This is a genomic window from Paraburkholderia sp. J11-2, assembly GCF_905220185.1.
In the GTDB taxonomy this organism is placed as follows: domain Bacteria; phylum Pseudomonadota; class Gammaproteobacteria; order Burkholderiales; family Burkholderiaceae; genus Paraburkholderia.
Window position 1 is genome coordinate 68,742 of sequence record NZ_CAJMYY010000013.1, and the last position, 24,531, is coordinate 93,272.

Annotated in this window: 23 protein-coding genes; 9 read left to right on the forward strand and 14 right to left on the reverse strand. The window is 63.0% G+C overall.

Features of this window, described 5'->3' with window-relative positions:
* Nucleotides 1–24 precede the first annotated feature (24 nt).
* Nucleotides 25–771, reverse strand: a complete 747-nt coding sequence (locus tag U5A57_RS19285; protein ID WP_321913261.1) for a VC0807 family protein — start codon at nucleotides 769–771, stop codon at nucleotides 25–27.
* A 133-nt stretch (nucleotides 772–904) separates the two neighbouring features.
* On the opposite strand from U5A57_RS19285, the gene U5A57_RS19290 reads away from it, so the two are divergent.
* Nucleotides 905–1,495: a cytochrome c gene (locus tag U5A57_RS19290; protein WP_321913262.1), complete on the forward strand. Its 591-nt coding sequence runs from the start codon at nucleotides 905–907 to the stop codon at nucleotides 1,493–1,495.
* A 310-nt stretch (nucleotides 1,496–1,805) separates the two neighbouring features.
* Here the strand turns inward: U5A57_RS19290 and U5A57_RS19295 are convergent, their stop codons facing one another.
* Nucleotides 1,806–7,292 (reverse strand): AAA family ATPase, encoded by a 5,487-nt coding sequence (locus U5A57_RS19295; protein ID WP_321913263.1) that lies wholly within the window; start codon nucleotides 7,290–7,292, stop codon nucleotides 1,806–1,808.
* A 143-nt stretch (nucleotides 7,293–7,435) separates the two neighbouring features.
* Complete coding sequence (locus tag U5A57_RS19300; protein WP_321913264.1) at nucleotides 7,436–7,744, reverse strand: DUF4148 domain-containing protein; 309 nt, start codon at nucleotides 7,742–7,744, stop codon at nucleotides 7,436–7,438.
* Nucleotides 7,745–8,016: 272 nt separating this feature from the next.
* On the opposite strand from U5A57_RS19300, the gene U5A57_RS19305 reads away from it, so the two are divergent.
* Nucleotides 8,017–8,622, forward strand: coding sequence for a glycine zipper 2TM domain-containing protein (locus tag U5A57_RS19305; protein ID WP_321913409.1), 606 nt, complete (start codon nucleotides 8,017–8,019; stop codon nucleotides 8,620–8,622).
* A 42-nt stretch (nucleotides 8,623–8,664) separates the two neighbouring features.
* Here the strand turns inward: U5A57_RS19305 and U5A57_RS19310 are convergent, their stop codons facing one another.
* A complete protein-coding gene (locus U5A57_RS19310) occupies nucleotides 8,665–9,522 on the reverse strand; it encodes an oxidoreductase (protein ID WP_321913265.1) in 858 nt (285 codons plus the stop codon).
* 119 nt (nucleotides 9,523–9,641) lie between these two features.
* On the opposite strand from U5A57_RS19310, the gene U5A57_RS19315 reads away from it, so the two are divergent.
* Nucleotides 9,642–10,613 carry a LysR family transcriptional regulator gene (locus tag U5A57_RS19315; protein WP_321913266.1) on the forward strand — a complete coding sequence of 324 codons (972 nt, stop codon included), beginning with the start codon at nucleotides 9,642–9,644 and terminating at the stop codon, nucleotides 10,611–10,613.
* A 49-nt stretch (nucleotides 10,614–10,662) separates the two neighbouring features.
* Here U5A57_RS19315 and U5A57_RS19320 read toward each other — a convergent pair whose 3' ends face one another.
* The 3 genes from U5A57_RS19320 to U5A57_RS19330 all read right to left on the reverse strand — a co-directional run bounded on the left by U5A57_RS19320 (nucleotide 10,663) and on the right by U5A57_RS19330 (nucleotide 12,916).
* Nucleotides 10,663–11,382 (reverse strand): transposase, encoded by a 720-nt coding sequence (locus U5A57_RS19320; protein ID WP_321913267.1) that lies wholly within the window; start codon nucleotides 11,380–11,382, stop codon nucleotides 10,663–10,665.
* A 206-nt stretch (nucleotides 11,383–11,588) separates the two neighbouring features.
* Entirely contained in the window at nucleotides 11,589–11,966 is a 378-nt protein-coding gene (locus U5A57_RS19325; RefSeq protein ID WP_321913268.1) for a cupin domain-containing protein, read from the reverse strand.
* Between the two features lie 107 nt (nucleotides 11,967–12,073).
* Nucleotides 12,074–12,916, reverse strand: a complete 843-nt coding sequence (locus U5A57_RS19330) for an AraC family transcriptional regulator (protein WP_321913269.1) — start codon at nucleotides 12,914–12,916, stop codon at nucleotides 12,074–12,076.
* 216 nt (nucleotides 12,917–13,132) lie between these two features.
* Here U5A57_RS19330 and tatA point away from each other — a divergent pair, with 216 nt between their 5' ends.
* Nucleotides 13,133–13,360 carry a Sec-independent protein translocase subunit TatA gene (gene tatA, locus U5A57_RS19335; protein ID WP_321913270.1) on the forward strand — a complete coding sequence of 76 codons (228 nt, stop codon included), beginning with the start codon at nucleotides 13,133–13,135 and terminating at the stop codon, nucleotides 13,358–13,360.
* Nucleotides 13,361–13,524: 164 nt separating this feature from the next.
* Nucleotides 13,525–13,887 carry a BON domain-containing protein gene (locus tag U5A57_RS19340; protein ID WP_321913271.1) on the forward strand — a complete coding sequence of 121 codons (363 nt, stop codon included), beginning with the start codon at nucleotides 13,525–13,527 and terminating at the stop codon, nucleotides 13,885–13,887.
* Nucleotides 13,888–13,960: 73 nt separating this feature from the next.
* Here U5A57_RS19340 and U5A57_RS19345 read toward each other — a convergent pair whose 3' ends face one another.
* Together U5A57_RS19345 and U5A57_RS19350 are read right to left on the reverse strand one after the other, a co-directional pair.
* The gene (locus U5A57_RS19345; protein WP_321913272.1) at nucleotides 13,961–14,281 is read right to left on the reverse strand and encodes a DoxX family protein; all 321 of its coding nucleotides are present in this window, start codon (nucleotides 14,279–14,281) and stop codon (nucleotides 13,961–13,963) included.
* Nucleotide 14,282: 1 nt separating this feature from the next.
* Complete coding sequence (locus U5A57_RS19350) at nucleotides 14,283–14,663, reverse strand: DUF4267 domain-containing protein (protein WP_321913273.1); 381 nt, start codon at nucleotides 14,661–14,663, stop codon at nucleotides 14,283–14,285.
* Between the two features lie 85 nt (nucleotides 14,664–14,748).
* Between U5A57_RS19350 and U5A57_RS19355 the strand changes: the two genes are divergently transcribed.
* Entirely contained in the window at nucleotides 14,749–15,360 is a 612-nt protein-coding gene (locus U5A57_RS19355) for a TetR/AcrR family transcriptional regulator (protein WP_321913274.1), read from the forward strand.
* Between the two features lie 104 nt (nucleotides 15,361–15,464).
* Here the strand turns inward: U5A57_RS19355 and acnB are convergent, their stop codons facing one another.
* A complete protein-coding gene (acnB, locus tag U5A57_RS19360; protein WP_321913275.1) occupies nucleotides 15,465–18,050 on the reverse strand; it encodes a bifunctional aconitate hydratase 2/2-methylisocitrate dehydratase in 2,586 nt (861 codons plus the stop codon).
* Nucleotides 18,051–18,405: 355 nt separating this feature from the next.
* Here acnB and U5A57_RS19365 point away from each other — a divergent pair, with 355 nt between their 5' ends.
* Entirely contained in the window at nucleotides 18,406–18,696 is a 291-nt protein-coding gene (locus U5A57_RS19365; protein ID WP_321913276.1) for a hypothetical protein, read from the forward strand.
* Between the two features lie 126 nt (nucleotides 18,697–18,822).
* On the opposite strand, the gene U5A57_RS19370 is transcribed toward U5A57_RS19365, so the two are convergent.
* On the reverse strand, nucleotides 18,823–19,614 hold the full coding sequence (locus U5A57_RS19370) for an SDR family oxidoreductase (RefSeq protein WP_321913277.1): 792 nt from the start codon (nucleotides 19,612–19,614) through the stop codon (nucleotides 18,823–18,825).
* Between the two features lie 148 nt (nucleotides 19,615–19,762).
* On the opposite strand from U5A57_RS19370, the gene gcvA reads away from it, so the two are divergent.
* Nucleotides 19,763–20,731: a transcriptional regulator GcvA gene (gcvA, locus tag U5A57_RS19375; protein WP_321913278.1), complete on the forward strand. Its 969-nt coding sequence runs from the start codon at nucleotides 19,763–19,765 to the stop codon at nucleotides 20,729–20,731.
* Here the strand turns inward: gcvA and U5A57_RS19380 are convergent.
* The gene (locus U5A57_RS19380) at nucleotides 20,706–21,554 is read right to left on the reverse strand and encodes an alpha/beta hydrolase (protein ID WP_321913279.1); all 849 of its coding nucleotides are present in this window, start codon (nucleotides 21,552–21,554) and stop codon (nucleotides 20,706–20,708) included. The two genes, gcvA and U5A57_RS19380, sit on opposite strands and share 26 nt — an antisense overlap.
* A 16-nt stretch (nucleotides 21,555–21,570) precedes the next feature.
* Entirely contained in the window at nucleotides 21,571–22,182 is a 612-nt protein-coding gene (locus tag U5A57_RS19385; RefSeq protein ID WP_415774065.1) for a LysE family translocator, read from the reverse strand.
* A 218-nt stretch (nucleotides 22,183–22,400) separates the two neighbouring features.
* Here U5A57_RS19385 and U5A57_RS19390 point away from each other — a divergent pair, with 218 nt between their 5' ends.
* On the forward strand, nucleotides 22,401–23,285 hold the full coding sequence (locus tag U5A57_RS19390) for an oxaloacetate decarboxylase (protein ID WP_321913280.1): 885 nt from the start codon (nucleotides 22,401–22,403) through the stop codon (nucleotides 23,283–23,285).
* Between the two features lie 143 nt (nucleotides 23,286–23,428).
* On the opposite strand, the gene U5A57_RS19395 is transcribed toward U5A57_RS19390, so the two are convergent.
* Nucleotides 23,429–24,409: a helix-turn-helix domain-containing GNAT family N-acetyltransferase gene (locus tag U5A57_RS19395; protein ID WP_321913281.1), complete on the reverse strand. Its 981-nt coding sequence runs from the start codon at nucleotides 24,407–24,409 to the stop codon at nucleotides 23,429–23,431.
* Nucleotides 24,410–24,531: the final 122 nt, after the last annotated feature.

Sequence of the window (24,531 nt, forward strand, 5' to 3'; positions counted from 1 at the left end):
CGCGCTGTCTGTCTCAAGCCGGGATCATTTCTCAAACTGGGCATGCGGTTGCTGATTCCTGATGTAGGCGCGTCGGTACAGAATCGACCAGGCCGTCAGCCCGGCATAAGCGCCATATCTGACCAAAGTGGAGAGCCGATCCACGTCGTGCCCGGCAAGGTACCCGACGATATAGACCCGAATCACGTTTTCGGCGACGAGGCCGATTCCCCAAACGGCCGTCATGAGCCGGATCGATCGCGCGAGTGCCGGGCGCGATTGCCACATTTCGTCGAATTCCCGTTCGCGTCCCTCGCGCTCTCGCGCCAGCGTCGATCTCGCGAGATAGAACACGAGTGGGCGCTTGACCAGCAAGGAGAGGAGAAAAAGCACGCCAATGAAACCACCTACCAGGGGTTCACGTGCTTCGCGCAACCATCGACCAGCAGGCGAAGTTAGCAAGGCGAGCGACAGCGCCAGGCTCGCGAGGACGATTGCGCTCAAGGCATCGAAGTGCCGAAAACGGGCGAAATCGAAAGTGATCCAGGCCAGCAACGGTATGCTCGACGCCATCAGCGCGCCGGGTGTCCCCCAGTGGGGAAGCGCTATCCGGTAAGCCAATGCAGGCAATGCCACATTGACAACGAATGCCAGAACGTACCGGGCAGAGGGGATCATCTCGAGCGCATGGACTTTGGCGAGGGCCGATACCGGCGCGAAGTGAACGTCCGAATCTCCGAGGCACCTTACCACCGACTGGTCGTTGCTGGCCGCACGGCGATGGTCGTTCAAGGTGCGGGGCGAGGGCGCTCAGGTCGGGTTGCGGGCCGACCCAAGATAACAAATCGGTAATCCACGCGTCACTTTTCGGCAAGCCGGTCTATGGAGAATTGAAGCTCCACACACGCTGCGCGATACAAACATCATGATGTTTCTTCGTACCAGAATTGCGACCGTTGTCGTGACCGTTGTGGCGCTCTTCGTCGTGCTCGGTGCCGCAGGTTTGGCCTTCATGTACTCCGGGGTGTATGACGTCTCGGCAAGCTCCAAAGACAACCCGATCGTCGCGAAGCTGCTGCACGGAACGTACGAGGCCTCGTTGCATCGGCATGCCGGTTCCGATGTCGCGCCTGGCGACTTGCTTTCATTTGAAAACATTCGTTCAGGTGCACGAATGTATGACGCAAGCTGTGCTCTCTGCCACGGTGCACCTGACCGGCCACTGAGTGCGGTTGGGCAGGGTATTCAGCCCGCCGCGCCCTCGCTGTTGTCTGCGAGCCGCCGGAATAAGCCCGCTCTGATGTTCTGGACGATCAAGCATGGCGTGAACATGACGGCCATGCCGTCGTTTGGGAAGACGCAGTCGGACGACACAATCTGGCAAGTCGCGGCCTTTATTTACGCCGAACGCGGAATTTCGAAGGATAAGTACGACCTGCTCGTCCATGGGAACGCCCAAGCCGACAGCACGGCCGCATCTCTGAAGCGCCCCATGCCCGCGCCCGATCAAAACTGACGAAGCTGTTCCGATGTGCACACCCGCCTGGCTGAATGTCTTTCCTGGGTCTATTCCATGTTGCGCGTTGTCGTGGCTCTCCAGTTTGCAGTGCAGTTGGCCGCCTGTTCAACCGCCCCGTCAACCCACTTGGCGGCGGTTGATGTCGTCGATTACGCGGGCCAGGTATGTGGCGATCAAAGCGGTCACGTAAAAATGCCTGTATGCCTTTTTCCTCGAGCGATCACGCAAATGCCCGGGCAACGCTCACAATCCGGGCTCCTAAGCGCTCGTTGACGCCGCCTGTTGGTGGCAACCGCTACAGTCGCGATCAAACGGCGGAATGCCGCGGTACCGTAAATTGAACGGCTGCGCCGCGCGGCGAGCAGTCGCTCGCCCACAGGCGACCGCCATGTGCGTCGATGATCGAGCGGCAAATTGAAAGCCCCATGCCGAGCCCGGTCTCCTTCGTGGTATAGAACGCGTTGAACGCGTTCTCGGCATTCGGGCCAAAGCCTGGGCCCGAGTCGCGCACCGTCACGATCACGCAGGCACCCTCGGCCTCGCCGGTGCTGATGTGCACGTGCCGCACGCCATCGAGGCTGCTCATCGCCTCGAGCGCATTGATGATCAGGTTCAGCAGCACCTGCTGCAGTTCCACACGGTCGCCTTCGATAACCGGCAAATCTTCCGCGAGTTGCAACGTGAGCTGGGTGCCGCTCTTGCGTGCTTCTCCCTGGACCAGTTCGGCGATCTCGCGAATCGCCTCGTTGAGGTTGACGGGTTCCTTTTTGCGTGGCGCTTTTCTGATCAGTTGCCGCAGCCGCCAGAGCACGTCCCCGGCACGGTTGGCGTCCCTGACAATCCCGCCTAGCGCTAGGCCGGCCTCGGTGAGGTTGGCAGGCTCGCGGTTCAGCCATCGCAGTGCAGCCTCGGCATAGCTCACCGTCGCGGCAATGGGCTGACTGACTTCGTGAGCGATCGAGGCCGCGAGTTGCCCCATGGTCGCAACACGGTTCGCATGGGCGAGTTCGGCCTGGATCTCGCGATAGCGTTCTTCGCTCTCGCGGATTCTCATTTCCGCCTGCTTCTGCCCGGTCAAATCGAGCACGTAAGCCACGCCCTGGTTCGGCTGTTCTTCGAATGCCGCGCCGGCGATGAGGACGGGTACGCGGCTGCCGTCTTTCCTGAAGAACTCCTTTTCGCAGGGTTGCAGCGCGCCGGTCGCCTCAAGCTCTTCCAACTCGCGTGGGACGCGCGCTTGCCATTCGGGAGGCGTCATGTCGTACCATCGGAGCCCGGCCTCCAGATCCTCACGCTCGTACTGGCACATGTGGAGAAATGAATCGTTGGCGTCGATCAGTCGTCCGTCGAGGCCCCAGATGAAAATCCCAATGAGATTGGCGTCGACGAGGCGGCGGATTTTGGCTTCGCGTTGCGCAACGTCGCGATACAAACGGGCATTCTCGAGCGAAATCGCAGCCTGCGAGGCCACCAGCTTCAGCACGGCGATCCGGGCGGGGCTGAACACACGGGCAGTGAGATGGTTCTCGAGGTAGAGCGCGCCCATGAGCTTGGCGCCGTTCATCAGCGGCAGGCACAGAATGGAGCGTGCGCGATGTTCGCGCACGTAGGGATCGGCATCGGCCTTGGGATCGGTTGCGGCGTCGTCCAGGAAGAGGTTCTCGCGCGTACGCAGGACATGGTTGAGGATCGATTCCGGCAACAACGCAGCAGTGACCGGTTCGTCGGACAGTTGCACGCGCACCCCGTCGCCGGCAATAGTGGCCTGCGCTGCGATGCGGTGATCATCCCCGTCGGAAAGGATCAGCAGACCTCGCTGCGCGCCCGCCTGTTCGATGGCCGTGCGCATGACCATCTCGATCAGCCTTTCAAGGTGGATCTCGCCTGAAGCCGCCTGCAAGACCTTGATCACGGTCGCCAGCTCGAGGTGCTCGATTGGCGCGGCTATCGTATTCGTCGGTCCGGGCACGGTCTCTTCGGTCCGCAGGTACCGATACTTTTCCTCGAGCTGCCGCGCCTTTGCGTTGGCGCCCCAGCGCAGATAGCCGTAGTGTGCGTCCTGCATGTACACACGCGCAATCTTCTGAAGGCCGCGGGCTGCATAAAAGCGCGAAGCGAGTTCGTTGGCCGTTGCTTCGACGTGCGTAAAGCCGCTTTCTTTTGCTGTTTCGATAGCCTGCTCGTAGAGCATCTCGGCGTCGACTACGCGGTTCTCGATACGGGCGATTTCGGCACCGACCAGCGCGGCATGGCTTGCGAAGTTCTCCGCGCACAGATTCGCCCAGATGCGAAGCTGGTCGTGACGGGAACTCAGTGCTTCCAGGTGCTGCGGTAGTTCGCCACACGGGATGGCGTCGCAACGGGCAGCATGCGCCAGCGCGGCATAGAGGTAGTATTCGGCCGCCTCGTTGTAGACGTACGCGGTGGTCCAGATGAGACCTTGTGCGTTCGACGCAGCCGCCATGGCTGCCTCATACTCGCCAGCTAGATAGCACTCCTGCAGTTTCCGGAGCCAGTACCATCTTGTGTTTTCAACAGGGGACTGGGGCAGGCCGGGGTCAGCGTGCAGCTGGTCAGACTGCGCGTCGTCAAGGTTGCCTGAGACGGGCGTCAAGCCCCGGAGGGTCCGGATCAACGCGAGTTTTTCTTCGATAAAGTCGACGGTGATGCCGAACTGCAGCTTCTTCGCGTGCGCAAGGCAGGACTCGACCTCGCGTTGTACGTCGGGCAGCGGGTCGCCGATGAGAAGCAGTGTCTGGACGAGGTGCGCGTACGCGACGGCGCCATATGTCAGGTCGCCGGTCCGGTGCGCCGTGTCGAACACGCAGCGCAGCTGGTCAATGCATGCCCGCACGGGTTCCACCCAGCGGGCGACATACAGCGAGTAGCACAGATACGTGCGCGTTTCATACCGTTCGAGGCCGCGCTCTTCCACGAGTTTGCAGGCGAGCCGGCCGAATTCAAAGCCGACTTTGTAGTCGCCGAAAAGCAGGACGGAAAATCTGGGCAAACGCGCGTAGGCCACGCACGAGGCATCGGCGTTGCCATGCTCGAGACTGAGATTGATTGCCTTGCACAGCGTCAGGCAGGCAAGGTTCGCATCGGTGTCGATGGCAGGCAGGACGAGGGTGGTCAGCACCTCGATGGTTGCCAGGGCGGCCACGTCGTTCATTGGCGGCAGATCGATGAGTGCTTCGATGCTCCGGTCGCCGAGCAGTGACGTGATGCGCTCGTATTCGCTGCGCGTGGTCATCTCATCCGGATGAGGCGACCACGCGATGCCTGCGTGACGAAGGAAGGCGAGGCCAACAGCGATCGCGGTGTCAGTCTGGCGAAGGAGCACGTAGATCTCCATCTGCCTGCATGCGACCTGGGCGCGTTCGGGCGGGGTCGAGGCACGCCTTGCCAGGGCCGCGAGTTGCGCTTCGGCGGCCAGCAGCTGTCCCGTGAGGATTTCGCATTCGGCCCGGTTCAACGCTAGCGTGAAGAGCAGGTCATGGCGACGCTGCCAGCAATCGTCGCCCAGTACCGCCGCGCCGGTGCTGAAATAGGCGAGCGCCGAGGTGTAGGCCGTCGACGCCCTGGCGCGCTGGCCGGCGAGCAGGTTGAGTTCGGCCAGTTGCTCGCGTTCGTCCTGGTCGCCGATCAGCACGGCCCCGCGATTGAGTTGCCCCACGATCTCGAAGATCGCCTCCTCGCGCTTGTCGTCCGGCGTCTGCGCGATGAGCAGCCGGCCGATGCGCAGATGGGCGTCGGCGCGCGATGCCTCCGGGATCAGCGAATAGGCGGCTTGATGGACCCGGTCATGAACGAAGGCGTAAGCGCCGTCGAGCCGCACGGCCAGTTCCTGGCGAACCGCCTCCCACAACACGGCATGAACCTGCGTCTCCTGCATGCCGAGCACAGCCGAGAGGGTGGCGATGTCCGCGACGTTCCCGAGGCAGGCAAGCTGCTGCAGCGCGTGCTGCGTTGCGCACGGCAGGCGGGTCAGCTTGCCGGCCATCAGGTCCACGATGTTGTCGGTGTAACCCTTCGCGTGGATGCGCTCGGTATCCCAGCGCCACTGCCGCGCATCAGGGTCGAACGTCAATAGATCGCCTTCGGCCAGCGCATGCAGGAACTGGATGACGAAGAACGGATTGCCGCCGGTCTTGTCACGCACGAGGTGCGCCAGAGGCTCGATCGATTCGGGCGCACAGTGGAGCGCATCGGCGATCAGACGCCCGATGTGCGCACGGTTGAGCGGCGCGAGCCGGATTTCCGCTATCTTCGCGCCCGCGTTCCGGACGGCCTGAAGCCTGAGCGTCAGCGCATGGGTGGCATCCACCTCGTTGTCGCGGTAGGCGCCAATGACCATCAGGTAGCGCAGGTCCGGCTGGCACAGCAGATCCGCGAGCAGGTCCAGTGTCGCTGCATCGAGCCACTGCAGGTCGTCGAGAAAAAGCGCCAGCGGATGATCGGCCTGGGCGAATACGCCGATGAAGCGCCGGAACACCTGCAGGAAGCGCTGTTTCGCCTGCTGTGGTTCAAGTTTCGGAACGGGGGGCGGCTCGCCGATGATGAGCTTCAGTTCAGGGATCAGGTCGCTCACGAGGGCCGCATTCTGCGCCAGCGCCTCGAGCAATGCGGTGCGCCAGCGGGTCAGCTCCGCTTCGGACTTGCCCAGAAGCATGCGCACCAGCCCCTGGAACGCCTGAACAAGCGTGGCGTAGGGGATATCGCGCTTGTACTGGTCGAACTTGCCGGACGCAAACAATCCACGTGGCGGCACGAGTATCTTGTGCAGCTCATTGACCACCGACGATTTGCCGATGCCCGAATAACCGGAAACGAGCACCAGTTCCGGCATGCCGTTCTCGAGAATACGGGCGAACGTGGTGACGAGGGAATCGACTTCGCGCTCGCGCCCGTAAAGCCGCTCGGGAATCATCAGCCGGCCAGGGGCGCCGTGTTCGTCCAGTGCGAAGTCGTCGATGTGACGGTGACGCTGCCAGTGGGCGAGGCAACGCCGCAGATCGTGCTCGACACCGGCGGCACTCTGGTAGCGCTCCTCGGCGGTCTTCGCGAGCAGCTTCATGACGATGCGCGAGATGGCTGTGGGGACGGCATCCGCGCGCGTGTGCGGCGGCAACGGCGTTCTTGCGATATGGCAGTGCACCCATTCCATGGCGTCGCTGGCGGCAAACGGCAGGGCGCCCGTGAGCATCTGGTAGAACGTGACACCGAGCGAATACAGATCGCTGCGCGAATCGGCCGAGCGATTCATCCGGCCAGTCTGCTCGGGCGCCATGTAGGCGAGCGTTCCGGCGATGGTTTCGGGGGGCTCCGGTGCATGCCGCTCGCGTGGCAGGCGCGAGGCCAGGCCAAATCCGGCGAGCCGTGGCCGCCCATCGGCGCAATGCACGAAGATGTGCGCGGGCTTGAGGTCCTTGTGGACGAGGCCCCGCTGATGCAGCTTGCCGAGCGCGGCGGCAATGCCAATGGCGAGTTCGAGGAAATACCCGGTCTCGAGCGGCGCGCCAAGCAGCCTTGCAAGCGGCTCGCCGCCGGGGTCGTCGAACGACAACAAGGCCTGACCGCCTTCGCGCACCAGTCTTTGCGGGCGCACTGCCCATTCGCCATCAAGCTCGTCTCTGAGCCCGAACTCGCGGGCAAGACGCTCGAGACTCGCGGGCGAGGGCTGCTCTGCGGCGAGCCGCGCATGCAATACAGCCTGGCCAGCTAGCGTCGAGGACGGTTCCCTCCAGAAGATACGTTCCCCGTCGTCCCACAGAATATTTGCCTTTTTATCCATCGACGCTGCAATGCGATTATCTATTACGGATAGCATACACATTCTTCGTCGTGGCGCAATTCGCGATACAAATGGCTGCGCGCGCAACGTATTACGTCATGGTGTGCATAGTCTCGCGACGGAAGTCGTTGGATCGCGTCATCTCATCCAGGATGAAACGGCGGGCACTCCGTGTTGAACCAATCGTCGACCCGGCGCTGCGCCGCCTCCAGATCCTCGGGATAGTAGGGGTCGTTCCATGGTGACGGGTTGTAGCCCGCTTTTCTCAGAGCTGCGAGTTCGCTCTGGTGTTGCGCCATCGTCGCAGGCGCGTTGCGTTTAAGCGCGGCAAGGTCGCGGCACTGCGTTGGGCTCAGATGCGGCCCGCTTTGCGGCATGCCGCCGGCGGTACAGGCGGTCAACAGGAGCGCCAACGCGGTCAGCGCAGGGCGCAATGTTGGGAAGCGATTCATAGCACGTCTCCACGCGTGTGATGGGCGCAACGCTAGCGGCGCGATGCGACGGGCGCGCGTGACTTACGCGTTCATCTTGCCTTAGGCCACTCGGCGGACCCGGCGCAGTACGAAGTGAAGAAAGCGCCCGCGCCGTTCACCCAGCAACGGACTTTACACGTTGTTACCGTCGCGCAGCGCCCGTTTGTACGCGCTTTCCGTATACTGCCGCGCTTGTCGCCTTCCTCTTTACGCTTGTCGTGCCCGGCGCGGCGGCAATGCGAACCACACTTGTGATGCCCATGTTCTCTACCAGGTCCGTTCTCACTGCCGCGCTTGTCGCCGCAGCAAGTCTCTCGTTGTCGGCATGCGTTGCCCCGGGATACACGCCGTACGGCGCACAGCAAGGCTACCAGGCCCAGTACAGCCAGCCTGCTTATGCACAACCGGGCACCGTGCAGCAACCCGCCTACGTACCGCCGCCCGCGCCGCAACAGCCGTATGACACGCAAAGCAACGGCCAGTACGGTTCGCAGTACAACTCGCAATACGGCAACCAATATGGCACGCAGTACGGCACGATCTCGAGGATTCAGCCCTTGAGTAGCGCGACCGGCGCATCGGGCATCGCCGGGGCCGTGGTCGGCGCATTGGCTGGTGGCGTGCTCGGCAATCAGATCGGCGGCGGCCACGGCCGCGATGCCGCTACTGTCATCGGCGCGCTGGGCGGCGCTTATGCGGGCAACCAGATCGGTCAGCAGATGGGCCAGCCCGCAGGATTCCAGATCGACGTGCAACTGAGCGACGGCTCCACCCGCGCGTTCAACGTGCCGACGCCCGGCGACCTGCGCCCGGGCGACCGCGTGCAGGTCAACGGCAGCCAGCTTGCGCGCTACTGATTCCGCCTGCTGTCGCTGAGCGGTCCTACCCGGGCGCGCCAGTCATGCAGCGAAATCGGTCGACGCAGACAGGTCCTTCCACGTTTGCGTTTCCTGCGTCACATAAGCATTTTTCGCAGCGATGGCGGCCAGGGTGTCCGTACCGAGCGGAAGGCGCAGCGGCGGGTTAGCCGCGTCGACGAGCGTGATCAATGCGGCAGCAAGCTTCGTCGGGTCGCCGGGCTGATTGTGATTCATTTGCTCGGCCTTGCGGCGAACCGCGCCCGAGGTTTCGTCGTAATCGGCGATCACGTCGGGCGCCACGACCAGCGAGGACGCATCGAGAAAGTCCGTGCGGAAATACCCCGGCTCGACAACGGTTGCGTGAATGCCCAGCGGTTTCAGTTCGGCATGCAATGCTTCCGTAATGCCTTCGACGGCGAACTTCGTCGACGAGTACACGCCGAATCCGGCCGCGGCCCGATAGCCGCCAATCGATGAAATATTGATCACGTGACCCGCGCGGTTTGCGCGCATCGTCGGCAACACAGCGCGCGTGACGTTCAGCAGTCCGAATACATTCGTGTCGTACATGCGGCGCACGTCCTTGTCGGCGGATTCTTCGATCGCACCGAGCAGACCGAAGCCGGCGTTGTTGACCAGCACATCGACGCGGCCGAATTGCTCGAGCGCCAACTGCACTGCCTGCTTGGCCTGGGCCTCGTTGGTCACGTCGAGCGCAACCGGCAGCAACGCAGCCGACTCGCCCAGACGCTCAACGATAGCCTGCACGTTACGTCCGGCGGCCACGACAGCATTGCCGTTTGCGAGCGCTGCTTCGGCAATCAATGCGCCAATGCCTCGCGAAGCGCCGGTGATGAACCATACGCGTTTGAAGCCACCTTGTTGAGCGTCAGCCATGATGTCTCTCCTACGTGTGTGATGAGGTGACGCCATGGTAAGCGCGACGATTGACACGAACTAGCCGTATATTGCTGGAGTGATAATCAACGTTTGTTTGCGAATCGGGGGTTCCGGAAATGAACGAAATTCGTGCGATCACCACTTTCGTGCGGGCCGCGGCGCTCGGAAGCCTGCGCGGCGCGGCGGTCGATCAAGGCATCTCGCCGCAGGCCGCGAGCCATGCGGTGATGCAATTGGAGAAGGAGCTGGGCGTGCGGCTCTTTCATCGGACCACCCGCAAGTTGAGCTTGACTGAGGAGGGCCAGCGGCTTCTCCACAGCGTGGAGCCGGCGCTCGCCATTCTGGCGTCTGCGCTCGACGAGGCCCGGCGTTCGCAAGAGGATGTGGCAGGCATGCTGCGCGTGAGCGCGCCGCGAGCATTCGGGCTCCCGGTCCTGTGGCCGTACTTCGAGGAATTCCAGAAGCGCTACCAGAACGTGCAACTCGAAGTGCAATTCGACGATCAATTCACGGATCTCGTGACCGACCGCTCCGACGTGGGATTTCGCGGTGGGCCGCCGCCTTCGGGTGGGTCGATCGCACGCCGGCTGGTGCCGATTCAGCTGATCGTGTGCGCTTCGCCGGAATATATCGAGCGCAATGGCGCGCCGCGCACGATTGAGGAACTCGCTCAACATCGCTGCACCGGGTACCGCCGCGCAAACACGGGAAAGCTTGCGCAGTGGCAGTTCCGTATCGGCGACGAAATCGTCTATCGCGACGTGCCCGCCGCCATTTGCGTGAACGATACGGAACTGGAAACGCAGGCTGTGCTTTCGGGGCTCGGCATCGGGCAGTTGGGCAGCTTTAACGCCACGACGCATATTCGCAGCGGCCGGCTCATTCCGTTATTGATGGAGCACACCACCGAATACGGCACGATTTACATCTACTATAAGCATCGAACTGAACAATCGCTGCGCGTGAAGACGTTCATCGACTTCATGGTCGAGCGCATGGCCGGCAACCCGGACTTCTTTCTCGATGCGTCCGAACTTCGCGCTGCGCAGCAGCCTCAGCACAAGCGTGCTGCGAAGCGGCGTGGATAGTCGCCAGGCATTGCACCTCCCAAACGAGCAAGGTTTCCTGGCTTCTTCCTTAGTTGCCTTCGTGCGCAAAGGCGCCTGCCGCGCGAACCTTGGGCGGGCGGTCGCGCAGCAGTAGCGGCGTCAATCGCCGGTTGGCTGTCTGCGCCGCCCACTCGCAATACGCGGCGCTGCCGAGCACCCAACCCTTGAGCGTGGACTGCATCAGATTATCGACCTCGCGCTCATCAAGAGGCTGTGCGCCCAAATCGCGATATGACTCGTAGCGCTCGAACGGCGTATTGCCGAGCGCGCGATAGAGCGGATGTTCCTTGATGAAGCGATCGACGCGCAGCCCGACGTGGTGCGAGTAGCTCGACCACGCGTAGTTTCCCGGTTCGGCCGCGAGGCCAGCGCGCACCGGCGCATGATCGATGACCTGGCTTGCGAGCAGGAAATAGCGGTCGGGCTCGATCACGGTTGCGTGGTACCCGCCACGCCACACCGTACCGCGGCGTCCATGGCGGCGGTTGAAAGTTTCGACATAGCGACGGCTGACCGCCTGCATCGCCATGGCCACGCTCGACTCGTATGAAGGCGTGACGAGGAACTGCACCGCGTCGGGCATGAGTACCCACGCGTGGACTGCCAGATCGGCAACGCGCGCGGCGTCCGCCAGGCAGGCGAGAAAGTAAAGATAGTCTCCTTCGTCGAGAAATGCGGGCCCTGTGAGCCCCTGCAAGATAACGTGCTGCGGTTGTTCTGGGACGTAGTGCCGTGCGAGCCGTGTCATGCTGAATTAACCGGAAATCCGATAGGAGAAAGCGATCCGATTGGGGATCGGACGCTCGGGCGTTGTGTAACGTGAATACACGATCAAATTCTAGGGGTGGCGAGCGCGCCTCCGCGTTGCGAACAAGCCTTTTTTCTGGCCTCAGTTCACTGATTTGACGATTGCAAACGGCGTTTTTTATGCCGTCGCTGAATAGCAGCGAGACATCACGCGTTCCCAGTAGGAACGATTCCCGTTGCCTCGACCATCAGGATCACCGTTTTCTCTGGCGCTCGCGGGCGATGCAGCAGGCCTTTACGTACGACAAAAGCGTGTCCCGGACTCAACTCCACAACGCGGTCCTCAAGATCAATCAGAAAGCGTCCGCTCACGACATAAAAGAACTCGTCCTCTGCGTCATGTTTGTGCCAGTGATATTCGCCTTGCACGACGCCCAGCCGAACCACCGACTGATTCACTTCACAGAGCGTCTGGTTGTACCAGGGATGGGTGTTCGCCGCCACGAGGGCAGGAATGTCGATGATTTCGCCGAATGAGTGGAGGACGTTAATACGGGTCAGATACGGAAAGGCATCGGTGCTCACATCAATCTCCATGAACGCTGGTTCGTGCGCGGGTTCGTGCGCGGGTTCGTATGGAACATGCGAGCCACTCTAGGCGATAGGCGTTCTGTGGGTCTTGCACCGGAGCGTCAGTCTTTGGTACGGGAGCGATGTTCGAGCAACTGCGCGCGGTACGCGCCGGGTGTCAGACCCATCCGGCGACGAAAGACGCGCGTAAAGTGGCTTTGGTCGGTGAAGCCGGCGGCCTGGGCGATGGCTGCGAGCGAATCGTGGCCACGGGTCAATTGATCGCAGGCGAAGTCAAGCCGAAGCTGGCGCACGTACTCACCCACCGTGCAGCCAAAGTGCTTGCGGAATTCACGTGCGAGATGGTCGGCGCAAACATGGTTGTCCGAAGCAATTTCATCCAGCGTCAACGACTCGCGAAAGCGATCGTGCAGCAATGCCTCCACGCGGCCGAGCCATCGACGCGAACCGACAACCGTTGCCGCACGCGGGACGGACCGCTCGCACGCTGCAAGAAGTTCGAGTACCAGACCTTCCACGGCCAACGGCGTAGCCGAATCCTGCTCGCGGCACTCGCGCACCAGGCGGCGCATGAACGACAGCGGTGTTCCGCTGGCAAAGTCATCGGGACGATCGAGAACCCGTGTGCGGCCACCAAGCCGCTGCAGCCACGCGGGCGAAAACTCGAGATGGAGTGCCCGTCCGCCGGACCCGTACCAACAATTTGCATGCGGTACGCCCGCGGGGAAAAACGTCAGTGACATCGGGCCGTCCTCGCCACGGCGTGTCGGCCAGGATCGTGTACCGCGGCCGTCCAGCACGAAACAGAAAAACGGATTCACATGTTCGTGCTGCGGGATGATCAGATCCGTTGCGAAATGCGTCTCCACGACCGAGATGCCGTCATCGCCGTATTGCAGGGTGGTGGTGCCGAAGTAGTCGCCCGGTTCAAGTACCCTCAGCATGGGACGGCTCCCAAAGAAACGTTGCAGTCGATATTACACACTTCGATTTGTATTGGAGTGTATCTGCAGTGTGCGTCGGTACAGGTGTCTACAAAACGACCGGTCCACGAAATGACTGGGATACATCCTCGCGTTCCAATAGCGCGTAGCGGGCCGCAAGGTTCATGTTATTGGTCGCGAGCGAAGCGCGCGACGGGAAAGTGAGGGATTTCAGTTATGGGTTCATTGAGCATTTGGCACTGGATGATCGTTCTCCTAATCGTGGCACTAATTTTCGGTACGAAGAAGCTACGAAACATTGGCGGCGATCTGGGCGGTGCGGTGAAGGGATTCAAGGAGGGCATGGCGCAAAGCGAAACGCCCGAAACGCCGCGTGAATTGCCGCGCAGCGGCGCGGTCGACATGGAAGCAAAGGACGTGAAGCGTTCACGCGATTACAGCTAACCATTAGCGTTTTAGTCTGATCCAGCGGTAGAACGGGGTAAAACGGACGACGAACGAGCGGGAAAATTCGGCCATTTTGCGCGCCGCCGGAGCAAGTGTGCGCATGGAGGTGCAATATGGATTGCGGCCGCTGCATCTCTGCGCGGCAACGACAGGAGGAGGTCATGAAATCGAACCTGCGATACGCCTTGTGTGCGTTTTTTCTGTTGACCGCTGCTGGGATCGCTCAAGCCCAGTCGGCGAGTGCGCCAATGGACGCGTCGATGGCGCCGTCCACGACGCAGGCAGCGCCCAGCGCGACGAAGTCGGACCGCGCACTCGCCCGTGCTGTGCGGCGTGCGTTGTCCAGAGCGCAAGGGTTCAACGTTTCCGGCGTTTTCGTTCGCGCGCGTAGCGGCGCCGTGACGCTGAGCGGAACGGTTCGCACTGGCGATCAGATCCGCCAGGCGGAAGAGGTTACGCGTTCGGTGCAGGGCGTCACTTCGGTATCGAACAAGCTAACGCTCTTTCACGGCGGGAACGGTTGAATACACCGCGGTGGCAAACAGGCAGGACATCCGGTTCGTGCGCTGATTGCACGGGACGCAATCGGCGCACAGTTCACGTCGATAGGCCTGCAAGCGTGATTACGGCGACAAAGACACCAAGCGGCACCAGATGCGTGAAGTCGCGGTGACGCAGAACAGTCAAAACCGCAGCCGCAATGATTAGCGCCCCAAGCGCCAGGCCAGCCATGCGACTGGCGGGAAGCGCAATCAGCAGGGCGCACGTCACTTCCAGTGTGCCGGTCAACCGGCCCCACCAGCGCGGGTAACCCCACCGGGCGAAATCGCTTTGCGCCGCGGGCGTGCCGATCGCGTTGAAGACGCCCGCGCCAAAGAAGCCGGCAACGAGAAGCCAGATCGAAAGCGTATGGATCATCTCAGCGCCCGCCCATCAGCAGCGAAATTGCCGTGAAGACCATCACCGCGGCTGTCGCGCCGTGCATGCCGAAGGCGCTTTTGGCGGAGCCTTTCGCCGCCAGAATGACCAGCATGTCGCCCGCAGGGATGCAGGCTTGCGCGAGCAGGAGGATGCCGATCGCCAGAGGCGTGCCCCACACCATGAACGCGAGCACCGCCAATCCCGACGCAATGTCGCGCACGCCCTTGAGGCGAAGCCACCAGGCCATGTTGGCGCCCTTTTCGGGAAGCGGCAGGCCGAAACTGCGTGTCGCAGTCCTTGGCCTCACAAGATATAGGGTTCCGATCACGATAATCGCGACGGCGAGGAACAGCGCTAGTCCAATCGAAAGCGGATGCATCGCGTAGTCCTATGCTTCGGGGTATAGTGGAAGAATATAATCTAGCATTGCTAGAATTTCAAGCTTCCGTATCATCGCGAGGCATGTGGACCATCGCAGTCAGGGAGACGAAAAGTTGAGTATCGCGGAGCGCAAAGGCAGGCAACGGGCAGAGCGCGAGTCGCGCATCGTCGCGGCAGCGCGGTTGATCGCTGAGCGCGAAGGCTGGGATGCCGTAACGGTTCGCCGCCTCGCCGAAGAGATTGAATATAGCCAGCCGGTTCTCTACTCGCATTTCGAGAACAGGGATGCAATCGTGGCTGCGGTTGCCGTCGAGGGTTTCCAGGAGCTTGCCGTCGCGCTTCAGGACGCAGCGCGTGGATCGACCGGGCAACAGAACGCCCTCGAAAATGTCGCCATGGCCTATCTCGGCTTTGCCGTGCGTTGTCCTGCACTCTACGAGGCCATGTTTACGCTGCCGACGAATCTGCTGTTTGCTGAGGCCGAGACGCGGCCAGAACTGCGCGCGGGTTTCGAAGCGCTTGCATCGGTCGTCGCGCCGTTTTGCACCGATGTCGAGGACGTGACCGAGACGTTTTGGGCCGCCCTGCATGGGCTCGCGGAACTCGAACGTTCAGGACGAATCCGCCCCGGCGCGCGGGCTGCACGCATCATGTGGATGGTTCGGGCAGTTGTCGTTGCCGGTAATCCTCGCTGAAATAAAAAATGGCGCCGCAGGCATTGAGCCTGCGGCGCCATTGCGTGGCGCTACGGTGGGGCGCTACAACGACAAAACCCCCGCACCGTACCCCAACATCACACTTACATCGTCACCGTATCGGCGACTTCCTTGAAGTCTTCGATCTTGTCGAAGTTCATGTACTGATAGATCTTGTCGCCGTTGGCGTTGAGCACGCCCATGTCGGCCATGTACTCTTCCTTGGTCGGGATCTTGCCCAGACGCGAGCAGATCGCAGCCAGTTCCGCCGAGCCGAGGTACACGTTCGTGTTCTTGCCCAGACGGTTCGGGAAGTTACGCGTCGAGGTCGACATGACCGTTGCGCCTTCGCGCACCTGTGCCTGGTTACCCATGCACAGCGAGCAGCCCGGCATTTCGGTACGCGCACCCGCCGTGCCGAACACGCCGTAGTGGCCTTCCTCGGTCAGCTGCTTCTGGTCCATCTTGGTCGGCGGCGCGACCCACAGCTTGACCGGAATGTCACGCTTGCCTTCGAGCAGCTTCGACGCGGCACGGAAGTGACCAATGTTGGTCATGCACGAACCGATGAACACTTCGTCGATCTTGGCGCCGGCCACGTCCGACAGCGTCTTCACGTCGTCCGGATCGTTCGGGCAGGCCACGATCGGCTCGTGAATGTCGGCCAGATCGATTTCGATGACGGCAGCGTACTCGGCGTCCGCATCCGGTTGCAGCAATTGCGGGTCGGCGAGCCACGCTTCCATCGCCTTGATACGGCGCTGGAGGCTGCGCGGGTCCTGGTAGCCCTGGGCGATCATCCACTTCAGCAGCGTGATGTTGCTGTTGAGGTATTCGATGATCGGTTCCTTGTTCAGGTGCACCGTGCAACCGGCGGCCGAACGCTCAGCCGATGCATCCGACAGTTCGAACGCTTGCTCGACCTTCAGGTCGGGCAGGCCTTCGATTTCGAGAATGCGGCCCGAGAAAATGTTCTTCTTGCCTTGCTTGGCGACCGTCAGCGTGCCTTGCTTGATGGCCCACAGCGGGATCGCGTTGACGAGGTCACGCAGGGTCACGCCCGGCTGCATCTTGCCCTTGAAGCGCACGAGCACCGATTCCGGCATGTCCAGCGGCATCGTGCCGGTGGCGGCGGCGAAGGCGACCAGACCCGAACCTGCCGGGAAGCTGATACCGATCGGGAAGCGCGTGTGCGAGTCGCCGCCGGTGCCGACGGTGTCGGGCAGCAGCATGCGGTTCAGCCACGAGTGGATCACGCCGTCGCCCGGACGCAGCGCGATACCGCCGCGCGTGCTGATGAAGTTCGGCAGCGTCTGGTGCGTCTTGACGTCAACCGGCTTCGGATAGGCTGCCGTGTGGCAGAACGACTGCATGACGAGGTCGGCCGAGAAGCCGAGGCACGCGAGGTCCTTCAGTTCGTCGCGCGTCATCGGGCCCGTGGTGTCCTGCGAGCCCACCGAGGTCATCTTCGGTTCGCAGTACGTGCCCGGGCGCACGCCCTGGCCTTCCGGCAGACCGCACGCGCGGCCAACCATCTTCTGCGCGAGCGAGAAGCCCTTGCCGCTGTCGGCCGGCTGCTGCGGCAGGCGGAACAGCGTCGACGGGGCCAGACCCAGCGCTTCACGCGCCTTGGCGGTCAGGCCGCGGCCGATGATCAGCGGAATGCGGCCGCCGGCGCGCACTTCGTCGAACAGCACGTCGGACTTGACCTGGAATTCGGAGATAACTTCGCCGTTCTTCAGTGCCTTGCCTTCGTACGGACGCAGTTCGACGACGTCGCCCATTTCCATCTTCGACACGTCGAGTTCGATCGGCAGCGCGCCGGCGTCTTCCATCGTGTTGTAGAAGATCGGAGCGATCTTGCCGCCGAGGCACACGCCGCCAAAGCGCTTGTTCGGGATGAAGGGGATGTCTTCACCCGTGAACCACAGCACCGAGTTGGTGGCCGACTTGCGCGAGGAGCCGGTGCCGACCACGTCGCCCACGTAGGCGACCAGGTGACCCTTTTCCTTCAGCGATTCGATGAACTTGATCGGGCCGCGCTTGCCGTCTTCTTCCGGAGTGATGCCGGGGCGCGCGTTCTTCAGCATGGCGAGCGCGTGCATCGGGATGTCCGGGCGGGTGGTGGCGTCCGGGGCCGGCGAGAGGTCGTCGGTGTTGGTTTCGCCCGTCACCTTGAACACGGTGATGGTCAGGCTTTGCGGCACTTCCGGACGGCTCGTGAACCATTCGGCGTCGGCCCAGCTTTGCAGCACGGCCTTGGCGTTGGCGTTGCCCTTGTCGGCCAGTTCCTTGACGTCGTGGAACTGGTCGAACATCAGCAGGGTTTTCTTCAGCGACTCGGCGGCCACCTTGCCCACTTCGGCGTCGGCCAGCAGCTCGATCAGCGGGGCGATGTTGTAGCCGCCCAGCATCGTGCCGAGCAGTTCGGTGGCGCGAGCGCGCGAGATCAGCGCGCAGGCGGTTTCGCCCTTGGCCACGGCGGCGAGGAAGCCAGCCTTCACGCGGGCAGCTTCGTCAACGCCTGCGGGCACGCGGTTCGTGATCAGGTCGACCAGCGTTTGCTCTTCGCCCGCGGGCGGGTTTGCCAGCAGTTCCACCAGTTCGGCGGTCTGCTGAGCCGTGAGAGGCAGGGGGGGAATGCCGAGCGCGGCGCGTGCGGCTACGTGAGCGCGATAGTTTTCAAGCATTGGGGGACCTACTGGTATTGCGTTTGAAGGCGAAGGCTTTTCGGGCACTTCGATGCTTTTCCAGGCACTGCTTTGAGCGCAATTTTAATTGGAATGCCGTCTAACGTCAAATGTCTTATGTCTTATATAAGAGTTGGGCTAGACCCCAATGACGGCGTGGAAAAGCCTGCGATTTTGTCGGAGAGCTTGCGGCCGGACGCTTTGCAAAGCTTTCGATTCGCTTTCTTAACGGGAGCAATCACCGCCTGCTGCGCGCAGCAGGGCCCGGCATGCTCCATGCATCGACGTAGGTGTGCGCGCGAGGCGTGAGGAAAACGGCTTGCGCGCTCCGAACCGGCAAAGGAGGCAGTCGATCATGAAGTCAACCCCACGCTACGAAGTGAATGTTTGCGGCGGCGATTTCCAGCATGTGAGGGAATGCTTTCGTGCATGGAAAACGGAAACGCTCATCTACCGCCAGGACCAGAAGATGTTCGAGGGCCGCAATGAGGTGCGGCCGCTGGCCAGGCGCGAGTACGAGAACACGGAGCAGGCGCGCAAGGCGCTGCAAAACGCTTGCAGCCCGCACGATCGCTACGCGCTGGCGGCCGAAGTGAGCAACGGCGAGCGCGACATGTGGATCGTGATGGCGGCTTATCGGGAATGAACGATGGGCGCGCCTCGGCGCGAGCCGGGGCGCGCCGGTGCGAGGCTGAAAGAGGGGAGCGGGGTAGAAAAATTACAAGCGCGGCGCGCGGCAATTGCAATTGCCGCGCACGAGAGCGGGATCAGATCAGGCGTGGCGGCCGGCCATCACGCCGCCGTCCACGGGCAGCACGGTGCCCGTGATCCACGAAGCGTGAGGCGAGGCGAGAAAGAGCATGGCCTCGGCAACATCCGCGGGCTGACCATTGCGCCCGAGCGGATGAAACGCGTTGAACCCCGGCAGCGTTTTGCTGACCTCGTCCTCGGTCATGAAGGTGCGATAGACCGGCGTTTCCACGACGCCCGGCGCGACGGTATTGATGCGGATATGCGCGGGCGCGAGTTCGATGGCGAGATTGCGCGTGAGCGCATGCACGCCCGCATTCGCCGCCGAATAGGCCGCGGAAGGCGTGGCGCCGATGGCCTGCAGCGCCCAGAGCGAACCTGTTTGCACGATGGCGCCGCCGCCGCGTTCGAGCATGGCTTTGGCAGCGGCCTGCGCCATGAAGAACTTGCCCTTGAGGATCGTGTCGAGAAAGCCGTCGTATTCGGCCTCGGTTACGTCGAGAAACGCTTTGGGCCGGAAAATGCCGGCGTTGTTGATGAGAATGTCGACGCCGCCGAACGCCTCGGTTGCGAGGTCCACCAGCGCAACCGCGGTGGCGGGCAGCGCGATGTCGCCGGCATGAAAGCGCACGCTCGCGCCCGAAGGGTCGATTTGCGCAGCCGCTTCACGCAACTTCGCCTCGTCGCGCCCGCCGATGACGACGCGCGCGCCGCCCGTCACGAGGCGCGCGGCGACTTCCTTGCCGATGCCGGAGCCGCCGCCGGTAACAATGGCGACCTTGGACGCAAAATCAAAAGAAAAACTATGGGTCATGGTGGACTCCTCGAAGTCACGGAATGGAGGGCGACGCTGGCGCAATGGAACCCATCTGCCGCTACGTCTACAGCGCCCATTCTGTTCCCGTGCTCATGCGGCCACAAATCAGATATTCTGTGCCTCATTGATAGAAAAACTTTAGATCATGAAGACGCCGGTCTACCTCAACGCCATGCGTGCATTCGAAGCGAGCGCGCGGCATCAGAGCTTTTCTGCCGCGGCGGCCGAGTTGAATGTGACGCCTGCCGCCGTTGGCCAGCTCGTGCGCAGTCTCGAAGACTGGCTCGGCACGCCTCTGTTCGTACGCGGCAGCGGCGGACGCGCGCGGCTGGTGGCGACGGAAGTGGCCGAGCGCGCGCTGCCCGACATCCGCGCGGGGTTCGATCGCTTGAGCCTGGGGCTGGAACGCTTGAAGGAAGGATCGGCGAACGGTGTGCTGACGGTCACGGTGAGCCCGGCGTTCGCCGCCAAATGGCTCCTGCCGCGCATCGACCGCTTTCAGGCCGCGTGGCCGGACACCGACGTGCGTCTGGACACGAGCCTGAAACTGCTCGACTTCGTTGCGCAGGGCGTCGATATCGGCGTGCGCTATGGGGCGGGCGCGTGGCCGGGGCTTGCTGCCGAAAAGCTCATGGACGAGGAGATTTACCCCGTCTGTTCGCCTGCCGTGCGCCGCGCCGGCAAATGGCGCGCACCGCGCGATCTCACCCGCGCGCCGCTCATTCACGATCTCTCGGTTGACAGCCATGCGGGCTTTGCTTCGTGGCAGGCGTGGTTCGGGAGCGTGGGCGTGACGCTCGCACCAGCCAGCCGCGGCATGAAGATCAACAACTCGGCTGCGGTGCTGCAAGCCGCGATAGAGGGCCACGGCGTCGCGCTCGCGCGCAGCGTCATGGTGCGCGACGATCTGGCGGCTGGCCGGCTCGTGCGTCTCTTTCCGGAAGTCACCTTGACATCGGCGCTGGCGTATTACGTGGTCTATCGGCCCGAATGCGCGAGTCTGCCTCGCCTCGTGGCGTTTCGTGATTGGCTGAAGGACGAGGCGCGACGCGGTGCGCAAGCGTCGCCAACGCGTGTTCGCGGCGCACTCAAGGCGCCAGCATCCACGAAGTGATGTCATGCACGACTTCGCTTTCGATGCCGTTGAAACCGTGATACGCAAGCGCCCCGCACGCCTCGCCGCGTGAAGTACCACCGGAGACGAGCGTCAACGTCGTTCTTGGCGATTGCGTGAGCTTTTGCATGAGCGCGTCCGTTCCGGACACCGGACAGAGCTTGCAGGCGTCGTCCTTGTTGTGCACTACGAGCACGGGAATCTTGAGCGCGGCGAGGTTCATGCAGGTGACCGGGTCGCCGCCCCGGTTTTCGCGCAGGATGGTCGAGGTGAGCACGATGCCGTCGGGGCCCGCGCCGGGGTTTGCGTTTGAATTTGCGTTCGAATTTGCGCTATTGGCGAGCGCAATGGCGATGGCCGCCACCGACTGCGTGCCGCGACTCGTGCCGACGAGCCAGACCGGCACGTGTAGTTGTGCGCGCAACCATGCAATCACGGCGCGCGCGTCCTCGGCGTGTTCGGGCGTGAGGCGAAAGCCGTCCAGGTAGGGCGGCGACTGCCGGTCGCTCGGTGCGTCGACGACCGCCACGGCAACGCCGTCGTCAACGAACAGCGTGCGGGTACGCACGAGAAAGTTGTTGGCGCCCCAGCCGAAGTTTCCCTGCGGGTCCAGTTGCAGGCCGCCATGCCCGCCTGCGTAAAGAATCGCAACTGCCTTCGGCGCCTCCGGCGTGATGAAAAGAAAGCGCTGGGTGACGCCGGGCCGCGTTGGAATGTCGACGACCCTGGGCGCGCTTTGCGCGTGGGCCAGCAAGGACAACACTGCGAGCGCGAACGTCAGCAGCGACGCACGCAGCCATTGTGAAGCGATGCGCGCGCCCATCAGTGCGCGGGCTAGCTCAGCGCCCTGCGAGCATGCGCCCGCCGAGCCCGATCAGCACAACGCCCACTACCGAGTCGAGCGCGGCTTTGCGCCGAACGAGGAACTGTCGCACTGAGGGATGCGAGGCGAGCAGGGCCATCGTGCAATACCAGGCGCACGAGATGAGAATGGCGATCACGACGACGGCCGCCTCGAGCCAACGCGGCGCGGCGGCGGGCACCATCAACGCGAAGATGCTGCCGTAGAACGCAATGGCCTTGGGATTCGTCATGCTGACGACATAGCCTTTTTTCGCGGCCGCCCAACCCGATGCGCCCGCCTGCGTCGAGACCTCCAGGGGTTGGCGCGCGGTGAGGAGCATCTTCGCGCCGAGCCAGATGAGATAGGCCGCGCCCGCGACGCGCAGCCCGGTGCCGATCCACGCGACATGAGCGACGATCAGGCTCAAGCCCGCGATGGCGATCCACGCCCATGTGCCTGAAGCGGCGGCGAGGCCCAGGCCGGTCGCGAGACCCGCGCGGCGCGAAGCCACCGCCGTCGAGGTGACGATGACGAAGTTCGGCCCCGGGCTGGCGACGCTCAGAAGCAGCACGCCCGAAAGCGCGAGCAGGACATTGAAATAGTTCACGATGGCAGGTTCCGCGGCAGGTTCGATGCGCGTTCAATCGACGCGTCGATCAGTTCGTCATGATACTCCGCGCGACTCCGTGGTTCGGCGCAGTTGCCTTCAGCTGAGGTATTGTTTTGTTTGGCTTGGGCTGGGCTTCTGCCGCTTGGCCTACGTCGTGCGAATGTCTGAGCCATCTGAAAACCGACTGATCGAATCAACTGAACGGAGCCATCGCCATGACCACTTCCACTGCCGCACGCCGCGCCGCCTTCCGCGCCAAGGTCAACGAACGCCGCGGCCTGCTCGTGCCGGGCGCCTTCAACGCCATGAGCGCCCGCGTGATCGAGGACGCCGGCTTCGAGGCGCTCTACCTCACGGGTGCGGGCGTGACCAACATGTCGTTCGGCCTGCCCGATCTCGGTTTCGTCGGGCTCTCCGACATTGCCGAGCACACGGCGCGCGTGCGCGACGCCGTCAACCTGCCGCTCATCGTCGACGCCGACACGGGCTTCGGCAACGCGCTGAACGTGCGCCAGACCGTGCGCACGCTCGAGCGCAGCGGCGCCGACGCGATCCAGTTCGAAGACCAGATCATGCCGAAGAAGTGCGGCCACTTCGCCAACAAGGAAGTGATCGGCGCAAGCGAGATGGTCGGCAAGATCCGCGCGGCCGTGGACGCGCGCGAAGACGGCAACCTGCTCATCATGGCGCGCACCGACGCGGCCGCCGTGCACGGCATTGAAGACGCGATTGCGCGCGGCCATGCGTTTATCGAGGCGGGCGCGGACATTCTCTTTATCGAAGCCACGGAAAAGCTCGAGGACATCGAGCGCCTGCCGAAGCTCATCGACGCCCCGCAGCTCATCAACATCGTGATTGGCGGCAAGACGCCGGTGCAGTCGCGCGAAGCGTTGGCGAGCCTCGGCTACGCGCTGGTGCTGTACGCGAACGCGGCACTGCAAGGCGCGGTGGTCGGCATGCAGCGGGCGCTCGGGCAATTGCGCGCGAACGGCCGTCTCGACGAAGACGCGAATATCGTCGCGCCGTTCGCCGAGCGTCAACGTCTCGTGAACAAGCCGCTCTTCGACCGGCTCGATCGCGAGTACGCACCGAAGGACTGAACGCCCACACCCCGGCATTTTGAGGAACAAGAGGAGGAGACACGCATGTCGAATGAAGCGGACTCTGCGCGGCGATTTCGCTGATCGTGTCTCTGCGCATGCCCGAAACGCGCGGGCGCCGGGCAGCGTCCGCGTAATGCCAGTTAGCGGGCGCGGCGCCTCACGAAGCGCTGCTCCGTGACCTTCGTGCCCCACTGGCTTCCTTCGAGTTCCTCCGCCAGCTCGAAGCCGAACGACTCGTATAGATGCCGCGCGGCGTCGAGGCCCTTGAAGGTCCACAGGTAAGTCTCGGCGTAGTGCGCATCGACGAACTGCATCGCGCTCGTCATCATCTGCCTGCCAATTCCGGTGCCGCGCAGCGAGTCGTCCACAATGAACCAGCGCAGATGCGCGACGCCTGCGTTGCCGTGCTCGTTTCCGTCGATGGCAAGCGAAGCCAGTATGCGATCGCGCTCCACCGCGAGCCACAGCGCACGGCCTTCGGCGGGCAACGCGCCGGCGAATTCGGCCAACTCCGTCGCTACCTTCTTTTCGAAGTAAGCGCCAAAGCCCCAGTTCGCTGCGTAGAACCGCGCGTGCAGACTCGCAATGTCGCCAATACAGCCGGGGCGGTAGCCTTCCACGACCTGTACGCCCACTGTCGACGCGGTCGTGCTTTCCTCGTTGGGGTTGTCGTGCGCGAGCGCGTCGGCGTAGAGCGCGAGCGCGCGCACGAGCGCCTGTTGATCGGCGGGAACCAGCCGCCGCAGCGCGTTGGAAACCTGGTCCGTGGCGAAGCGGTCGATCTTTGCGCGCAACTTTTGGCCCGCCGCGCTCAGGCTCAGTTCGGAGGAGCGCGCGTCGTCGTCGGCGGTCTTGCGTTTGACGAGACCGGCCGCCTCGAGCCGCGCAACCTGGCGGCTCGTGTTCGACTTGTCGAGCCGCAGGATATCGCCCAACGCCCGCGCGTTGATGCCAGGCTGCGCGCCGATCTCGATGATGGCGTGCACGGCGGAAGGGGCGAGATCGCTGTCTGCGAGCGTCGTGCGCATGAAGCCCAGTTCGCGCACGAGCCGCCGCGAGAACTCGCGCAGCTCGAGAATGGTCGTCTCGCGGGGCTGGGCGGGCACGTCGACAAAATCCATGAGAGTCTCCGCTATGGTCTTCTTGCGATTGGTTGCGAGTCGCAACCATTAGAGGCCAATATAGGCGGCCATGAAGGATAACGCAAGTTCGGAGCGCTGGCGGGAAATTGCCGTTCGACCCT